General features: G+C 72.5%; 6 protein-coding genes. All 6 read left to right on the top strand.

Features of this window, described 5'->3' with window-relative positions:
• Window positions 1–2: 2 nt before the first annotated feature.
• The 6 genes from H8N03_RS21135 to H8N03_RS21110 all read left to right on the top strand — a co-directional run bounded on the left by H8N03_RS21135 (window position 3) and on the right by H8N03_RS21110 (window position 8544).
• Window positions 3–764, top strand: coding sequence for a SapC family protein (locus H8N03_RS21135; protein ID WP_354005158.1), 762 nt, complete (start codon window positions 3–5; stop codon window positions 762–764).
• 70 nt (window positions 765–834) lie between these two features.
• Window positions 835–1623: a SapC family protein gene (locus H8N03_RS21130; RefSeq protein WP_187078203.1), complete on the top strand. Its 789-nt coding sequence runs from the start codon at window positions 835–837 to the stop codon at window positions 1621–1623.
• A 65-nt stretch (window positions 1624–1688) separates the two neighbouring features.
• The gene (locus H8N03_RS21125) at window positions 1689–3539 is read left to right on the top strand and encodes a GAF domain-containing protein (RefSeq protein ID WP_187078202.1); all 1851 of its coding nucleotides are present in this window, start codon (window positions 1689–1691) and stop codon (window positions 3537–3539) included.
• 1 nt (window position 3540) lies between these two features.
• Window positions 3541–5691 carry a site-2 protease family protein gene (locus H8N03_RS21120; RefSeq protein WP_187078201.1) on the top strand — a complete coding sequence of 717 codons (2151 nt, stop codon included), beginning with the start codon at window positions 3541–3543 and terminating at the stop codon, window positions 5689–5691.
• On the top strand, window positions 5684–7702 hold the full coding sequence (locus H8N03_RS21115; protein ID WP_187078200.1) for a preprotein translocase subunit SecA: 2019 nt from the start codon (window positions 5684–5686) through the stop codon (window positions 7700–7702). Before H8N03_RS21120 ends, H8N03_RS21115 begins: the two co-directional genes overlap by 8 nt.
• The gene (locus tag H8N03_RS21110; RefSeq protein ID WP_187078199.1) at window positions 7699–8544 is read left to right on the top strand and encodes an efflux RND transporter periplasmic adaptor subunit; all 846 of its coding nucleotides are present in this window, start codon (window positions 7699–7701) and stop codon (window positions 8542–8544) included. Before H8N03_RS21115 ends, H8N03_RS21110 begins: the two co-directional genes overlap by 4 nt.
• The last annotated feature ends 18 nt before the right edge of the window (window positions 8545–8562 follow it).

Raw genomic sequence — 8562 nt, 5'->3', positions numbered from 1 at the left:
CCGTGCAGATGCTGTTCTACGAGGACGCCGTGCCCGTGCAGGGCGCGCGACATGCGGAGTGCTTCGTGGAGATGCGCGGCTACGGGTTCTGCCGCGGGGTGAACTCCGTGCCGCTCACGGCCGTGGAGTTCCGCTCCGCGGCGGGCGAATACCCGATCGTCTTCGTCCAGTCCGGTGCCTCGCTGTGGCCGGCCGTGGTCCTGGGCCTGCGCCGGGAGGAGAACCTGATGGTGACGGAACAGGGCGAGTGGCTGGGACGGTACATCCCGGCCTTCGTCCGCCGCTACCCCTTCGTGTTCTCCGCCGCCGCCGGGGACCGGCAGATGGTGCTGTGCGTGGACGAGGCGTTCCCCGGCTTCAACCGGCAAGGGCGCGGCGAGCCGCTGTTCACGCCGGCGCGCGAACCGTCGCCATACGTGGGGCGGGTGCTGCGCTTCCTGCAGGAGTACCGGGCGCAGTTCGCCCGCACGCGCGCCTTCTGCGAGCGGCTGCAGCAACTGGAGCTGCTCGAACCCATGCAGGCGCGCTTCACGGTGGGAACCATGCCGCTGTCGCTCGGCGGGTTCCTGGCCGTGGGCCGGCAGCGCCTGAAGGCCCTGCCGGGTGACGCGCTCGCCTCCCTGGCCGCGCAGGACGAACTGGAGCTGCTGTACCTGCACCTGCATTCGCTTCGCAATTTCGAGTCCCTGCACCATCGCCTGCCGTTCGCGGCGGCGGAGGCGCTGCCCGCGGCGGAAGCCGAAAAGAGGGTGACCGTGCACTAGGAGAAGCGCGCGCCGCCCGTTGTTCGTACCGGGCCGCCCGAGGCGGCCCACCTTCGACAGGAGTTCCCCCATGACGACCCAGCTGCTCATCTACGAAACCGCCGTACCCGTCTCGAGTGGGCGGCATGGCAAGGCCGCCATCGAACCGGGCAAGGGCTTCGGCTTCGCGCGCAAGATCAACTCCGTGCCGCTCACGGCGGTCGAGTTCCCCCTCGCGGCGGCGGAGTACGCGATCGTCTTCGCCAAGAGCGGCGACGAGGTCGTGCCCGTGGTGATCCTGGGTGCGCGCTCCGAGGAGAACCTGTACCTGAAGGAGGACGGCAGCTGGAACGCCCGCTACGTCCCCGCCTTCGTGCGCCGCTATCCCTTCGTGTTCGCGGCCAAGGGCGACGGCAAGACCTTCACGCTGTGCGTCGACGAGGCCTTCCAGGGCCTGAACTACCAGGGCCGCGGGAACGCGCTGTTCGACGCCGAAGGCAAGCAGACGCCCTACGTCGACAACGTGCTGCGCTTCCTGCAGGAGTACACCGCGCAGTTCAACCGCACGCAGGCGTTCTGCCGCAAGGTCGCCGAGCTGGACCTGCTGGAGCCGATGCAGGCGCAGTTCACGCTGGCGAACGGCCAGAAGATGTCGCTCACCGGCTTCCATGCGGTGGACCGCAAGCGCCTGAAGGCGCTGCCGCCCGAGACGCTCGCCCAGCTCGCCGCCACCGACGAACTCGAGCTGGTCTACCTGCACCTGCAGTCCCTGCGCAACTTCGTCTCGGTGAAGGACAAGCTGGTGCTGAGCGTGCCCGAGGCCGCGGCGCCCGACACGGCGCCGGCGGCGGAGGAGCGCGAGGCCGCGGCCGCGAAGTGATGCAGGACCAGCCCCTGCAGGACGGGCTGTAGCGAGGGACGGGCGCCGCGGCGCCCGCATGCACGATGAGCGGAGCCTCGATCTATTCGCTGGCGGACACCCAGGCCAAGCAGGAATCCGCGGCCTGGGCGCGGTTCTCCGCGCCGGGAAGCCTCTCGGAGTTCTGCGCCGGCTGGCTCGCCATCCTGTGCGGCCAGGTGGACCGCGTCGCGGGCGCGCTGGTGCTCCTCGGCGAGGATGGGGAGTACAGCCCGGTCGCGAGCTGGCCCGATGCGTCGCACAACCTGCGGCACCTGGCGCCGCTCGCCGAAAGCACGCTGCAGCAGCGGCGCGGCGTCGTGGAGGAAGGCGCGGCGGCGCAGCCGGGTGCCGCGAGCACGCTCATCGGCTATCCGGTGGAAGTCGACGGGTTCCTGCACGGGGCCGTCGTGATGGAGATCCGGCCGCGGCCGGAGGCCGAGGTGCAGCGTGCCCTGCGCCTGCTGCACTGGGGCAGCGCCTGGCTGGTGGCGGAGTTCCGGCAGCGTGCCGCGCTCCGGGTCGAGGCGCGGGCGCAGCGGCTGGAAGTCGCGCAGGAGGTGCTCGCGACGGCCATGCAGGACGCCGGGCTGCGCGCGTCGGCGCTCGCCGTCGCCAACGACCTCGCGGGGCGCCTGGGGTGCGAGCGCGTGGCCATCGGGCTGGTGCGCCACGACCGCTGCGAGGTGGAGGCGATCTCCCACACCGCCACCTTCGATCGCCGCACGGACTTCGTCCGGCTGCTCGCCGAGGCGATGGAGGAGGTGCCGGACCTCGGGCAGTCCTTCGTCCATCCGCCCCTGGCAGCCGATGCCGTGGGCGGCCTTGCGCACGCGACCCTGTCGGCCTCGCGCGGCGACGTCTCCGTGCTCTCCGTGCCGCTCGCGGACGACAACGACACCGTGGGCGTGCTCACGCTGGAACGCCGGCGCGAGCAGCCCTTCGGCGCCGAGGACCTCCTGCTGTGCGAAGCCGCCGGCGAACTGCTCGGCCCGGTGTTCGCCATGAAGCGCCGCGCCGAGATGCCCTGGACCGAGCGCACCGTTGGCGCCTGGCGACGCGGCGCCACCATGCTGTTCGGCCCGCGCCACCCCGGCCTGAAGCTGGTCGCGCTCGTCGTGCTGGCGGTGGCGACCGTGCTGGCGCTCGCGACGACGCAGTACCGCGTGGCCTCGAAGGTGGCCATCGAAGGCGCCGTGCAGCGTTCCATCGTGGCGCCGTTCCAGGGCTACGTGGCCGAGAGCCACGTCCGTGCCGGCGAGTCGGTGCGCGCCGGCCAGGTGCTCGCCCGCCTCGACGACCGCGACCTGCGCCTCGAGCGCGCCCGCTGGCTGGCCGAGGCCGAACAGATGGCGCGCCGCTACCGCCAGGCCGCGGCGACATCGGACCGCGCGGCCATGGCGATCTCCTCGGCGCAGGAGGAACAGGCGCGGGCGCAGCTCGCACTGGTGGAAGAGCGCCTCGCGCGCTCCACGCTGTCGGCCCCCTTCGACGGGCTGGTGGTCGTGGGCGACCTCAGCCAGCTGCTCGGCTCGCCGGTGGAGCAGGGCAAGGTGCTGTTCGAGGTGGCACCGCTGGACCGCTACCGCGTGATCCTCAACGTGGACGAGCGCGACATCGGCGAAGTCGCCGTCGGCCAGCGCGGCGAGATCGCACTGGCCGGCATGCCGTACGAGCGCCTGCCGTTCACCGTGCGCAACGTGACGCCGGTGTCCACGGCGCAGGACGGGCACAACTTCTTCCGCGTCGAGGCGCAGCTGGACAGCGCTTCCGTGCGCCTGCGGCCGGGCATGGAGGGCGTGGGCAAGATCGAGGTCGGCGAACGCAAGCTGCTGTGGACCTGGACCCATACCTTCGTCGAATGGGTGCAGCTCGCCCTGTGGCGCTGGGTGACCTGAGATGGCGACGCCCCTGCTTTCCAGCTCGTGGTACCGCGTCGCCGGGCTGAAGCCGCGGCTGCGCACGCACGCGCGGCTGCACCGCATGCGCTATCGCGGCGAGCTCTGGTACCTGCTGCAGGACCCGGTGAGCGGCCGCGTGCACCGCTTCACGCCCGCCGCGCGGCTCCTCATCGCCGCCATGGACGGCGAGCGCAGCGTGCAGCAGCTGTGGGAGCTCGCGAACCGGCAGCTCGGCGAGGACGCGCCGGCGCAGGACGACATCATCCAGCTCCTCGGCCAGCTGCATGGCGCCGACCTGCTGCAAAGCGACGCGACGCCCGACGTGGCGGAGCTCTTCGAGCGCGGACAGCGGCAGGAGAAGCAGGCGCGCCGGCGCAGCTGGATGAACCCGATGGCGTGGCGGCTGCACCTGCTGGACCCGGACCGCTTCCTCAACGCGATCCGGCCGGCGATCGACCTGCTCTGGAGCCGCTGGGGCGCGCTGCTGTGGCTCGCCGTGGTGGTGCCGGCCGCGATCATGGTGCCGCCGCACTGGGACGAGCTCACCGGCAACTTCTCCGACCGCGTGCTCGCCACGCACAACCTGCTGGTGCTGTGGCTCGTGTTCCCCGTGATCAAGGCGCTGCACGAGTTCGGCCACGCCGCCGCCTGCAAGCGCTGGGGCGGCGAGGTCCACGACGTCGGCATCGTGCTGCTGGTGCTGATGCCCGTGCCTTACGTGGAAGCTTCGGCCTCGTCGGTGTTCCGCTCCCGCTGGCAGCGGGCCGTGGTCGGCGCCGCGGGCATGGGCGTGGAGCTGTTCCTCGCGGCCGTCGCCTTCTACTTCTGGCTGCTCGTCGAGCCGGGCCTGCTGCGCGCCATCCTGTTCAACGTGATGGTGATCGCGGGGGTCTCCACGCTGCTGTTCAACGGCAACCCGCTGCTGCGCTACGACGCCTACTACATCCTGTCGGACGTCGTGGAGATGCCCAACCTCGCCACGCGCGCCACGCGCTACTGGACGTGGCTGCTGGACCGGTACGTGTTCGGCCTGCGCGATGCCGAGCCGCCGGAGGAGGGCGCGCGCACGGCCGCCTGGCTCGCCGGCTACGCCGTGCTGTCCACGATCTACCGCATCCTCGTGACGGTGGCGATCGCGCTGTTCATCGCGCAGCAGTTCTTCTTCATCGGCGTGCTGCTCGCCTTGTGGGCCGTCGTCATGATGGCCCTCGTGCCGCTCGTCAAGGGCGTGCAGCACCTGGCCGGCCCGCGCCTGCGGACCCGGCGCACGCGCGTGTGGGGCGTCACGGGCGGGTTCGTGCTGGCAGTGGCGCTGCTCCTGTTCGCCGTCCCGGCGCCCTTCCGCACGGTGCTGGAAGGCGTCGCGTGGCTGCCGCACTCGGCGCTGGTGCGCGCCGGCCACGACGGCTTCGTGGAACGCGTGCTGGTGGCATCGGGCACGCCGGTGCGGCAGGGCGACTTGCTGGTCGACGTGCGCAATCCCGCGCTGGAATCCGCGGCCCGCGTCGCGGAAGCGAAGGTCGCGGAACTGGAGGCCGTGTACCTGTCCACCATGCAGGCGGACCGCGCCCGCGCGGCGATGGTGCAGGAGCAGCTGGCCGCCGAGCGCGCGGCCCTGCTCTCGGCGCGGGAGAAGCTCGCGCTGCTGGCCGTGCGCGCCGGCACCGACGGCACCTTCCTGCTGCTGCGCGGCGAGGACCTGCCCGGCCGCTTCCACCGGCAAGGCGACCTCCTGGGCTACGTGATCGACCGGCCGCGGCCGCTGGCGCGCGTGGTGGCGCCGCAGGAGGCCGCCGACGTGGTCCGCACCGCCGTCACCGGCGTGCAGGTCCGCATGGCGCATGCGCCGGACCGCGCGCTGCCCGGCCGCATCGAACGCGAGGTGCCCGCGGGCGAGGAGTACCTGCCCAGCAAGGCGCTGGCGACGGAAGGGGGCGGCCAGCTGGCCACCGACGGGCGCGATTCGCGCGGCGCCCGCACCCTGGAGCGCACCTTCCAGTTCGACGTGGCCGTCGAGACCGGCGGCGCGCCGGTGCCGCTGTTCTACGGCGAACGGCTGCACGTCCGCTTCGAGCATCCCGACGAGCCGCTCGGGCAGCAGTGGCTGCGCGCCCTGCGCCGCGCCTTCCTGTCGCACTTCCATGTCTAGCAGCCGCGCGCTTCCCTTCCAGCCCGCGCTGTTCGCCTCGGGGCGTCCGTATGCGGAGCGTGCGGAAAGCGAGGAGGGCTGGCACGACCGGCTGGCGCAGGCACTCGATGCGACGGCCCTCGCGCCCTTGCGCCGGCACCTCCACGTGCTGCGCGGAGATGCGCGCCGGCTCGTGGAGCGGGTGGACGCGCTCGGGCCGGAGCTGCAGCGCCTGGGCGACGAGGCCTTGCGGGCGCGCGCCGCCGCGCTGCGGCCGCAACTGCGGCGTGAGGGTTTCCGCCTGGAGCAGGTCGCGCAGGCCTTCGCCCTCGTGCGGGAGGCCGCGGGGCGCACGATCGGCCAGCGCCACTTCGCCACCCAGCTCCACGGCGGCTACGAGCTGCTGCGCGGGCGACTGGTGGAAATGGCGACCGGGGAAGGCAAGACCTTCTGTGCGACGCTGCCCGCCTGCGCGGTGGCCCTGGCCGGCTACCCGGTGCACGTGATCACCGTCAACGACTACCTCGCGCGGCGCGACGCCGAGAAGATGGGGCCGCTGTACCGCTTCCTCGGCCTCGACGTGGGCGTGGTCGTGCAAGGCATGCCGCGCGACGAGCGCCGCCAGGCCTACGCGGCGGCCATCACCTACGCGACGAACAAGGAGCTCGCGTTCGACTACCTGCGCGACCGCGTCGCGCTGCAGGGCAAGGGCACGCGCCTGCACCAGTCGGTGCGCCGGCTCGCCGGCCACGGGCCCGCGCAGCAGGGCACGGTGCTGCGCGGGCTCTACTACGCGATCGTCGACGAGGCGGACAGCGTGTTCGTCGACGAGGCGCGCACGCCGCTGATCCTGTCGGCCACGGTGGATGCAGGCGAGGATGCGCAGCATGGGCGCGAGGCCCTGGACTTCGCGCGCGCGCTCGCCGAGGGCGAGCACTTCGCCTGCGAGGGCTTCGAGCGCAGCATCCACCTCACGGACGCGGGGCGCGAACGGCTGGACGCGTTCGCGGCGGACCTGGACGGGCCGTGGACTTCCGTGCGCGGGCGGGAGGAACTCGTGCAGCAGGCGCTGAGCGCGCTGCACCTCTTCCGCCGCGACCAGCACTACGTCGTGGTCGAAGGCAAGGTGCAGATCGTCGACGAGTCCACCGGCCGCGTGATGCCCGACCGGTCCTGGGAACGCGGCCTGCACCAGATGATCGAGCTGAAGGAGGGCCTGGAGCCTACCGCGCGCCGCGACACGCTGGCGCGGCTCACGTACCAGCGGCTGTTCCGGCGCTACGTGCACCTCTCCGGCATGACGGGCACCGGCGCCGAGGTCGCGCGCGAGATCAAGGTGGTGTACGGCCTGGACACCGCGAGGGTGCCGCTGCGCAAGCCTTCGCGCCGCATCGACCACGGCTTCGCCTTCGTCGGCACGACGGCGCGCAAGTGGGAGCGCGTGGCCGATGCGGCGGAAGCGCTCGCCTGCGGTGCGGGGCGCCCGGTGCTGATCGGCACGCGCTCGGTGGAAGCCTCGGAACAGGTCAGCGCGGTGCTGCGCGCCCGCGGCCTGCCGCACGCGCTGCTCAATGCGAAGCAGGACAACGAGGAGGCCGCCGTGGTGGCCCTGGCCGGACAGCCGGGACGCATCACCGTGGCGACCAACATGGCCGGACGCGGCACGGACATCGAGCTGGGCGAGGGCGTGGCCGCTGCCGGCGGCCTGCACGTGATCCTCACGGAGTACCACGATTCGCGCCGCGTGGACCGCCAGCTCGTGGGCCGCTGCGCCCGCCAGGGCGACCCCGGCAGCTGCCAGGCGATCGTGTCGCTGGAAGACGAGATCTTCCGCCTCTGCGCGCCGCGGCTCGCGGGTGCCGTCGCCCGGGCCCTGCAGGCCGGCACCCGCTTGCCGGGGCCGCTGCTCGCCGCACTGCGCCGCCACGCGCAACACACCGCGGAGCGCCGCCAGCACGGCATCCGCATGGCCAACCTGAAACAGGACCGGCAGCTGCAGAAGCTGCTGGCGTTCACCGGGAGAAGCGAATGAAGTCCTCCATTCCCATGGCGTGCCTGCTCGCCTGCGGCGCCGCGGCGGCCAATCCCTTCGACTGCCTGATCGAGCCCTACCAGATGGTGGAGGTCCGCAGCTCGGTCGAAGGCATCATCGAGAAGGTGAACGTGCAGCGCGGCGACCGTGTGCGCGCCGGGCAGGTGCTGGTGCAGCTGGAGTCGGCGGCGGAAACGTCCGCGGTGCAGCTCTCCCGCGTGCGCGCCGAGTCGCAGGGGCGGCTGCAGTCGGCGCAGAACCGGCTGGACTACGCGCACAAGAAGCTGGAGCGGCAGGCGCAGCTGGAGGCGCAGAAGTTCGTGTCCGTGCAGGCGCGCGACGAGGCGGAGGCGGAGAAGCGGATCCTGGAAGCGGAGCTGCGCGCCGCGCGAGAGGACAAGGAGCAGGCCATCCTGGATGCGCGCCACGCGCAGGACCTGCTGAATCGACGGGTGCTGCGCAGCCCCTTCGACGGTGTCGTCCTGGACCGCATGCTCAACCCCGGCGACCTGGCCGAGTCCGGCACCGGCCGCAAGCCCATCCTCAAGCTCGTGCAGGTGGAGCCGCTGCGGGTGGAGGTGGTGCTGCCGCTGGCCGCCTGGGGCAAGCTCAAGCCGCAGCAGGCCGCCACCGTGGTGCCCGAGGGCCTGGGCGGCAGCCACGCGGCCACGGTCAAGGTCATCGACAGCGTCTTCGACACCGCGAGCGGCACCTTCGGCGTGCGCCTGGAGATGCCCAATGCGGGCGGCAGGGTGCCGGCGGGGATCCGCTGCCGCGTCGACTTCCCCGAGCTGCGCCAGCTGGTGACGCCGGCCTCCTACACGCGCCCGGCGGCGCGCTGAGCGCCCGGGCGAAGCCGG

Origin of the sequence: Ramlibacter cellulosilyticus (genome assembly GCF_014297465.1) — a bacterium.
In the GTDB taxonomy this organism is placed as follows: Bacteria; Pseudomonadota; Gammaproteobacteria; order Burkholderiales; family Burkholderiaceae_C; genus Ramlibacter; species Ramlibacter cellulosilyticus.
This window is presented reverse-complemented; position numbering and strand designations above follow the sequence as displayed.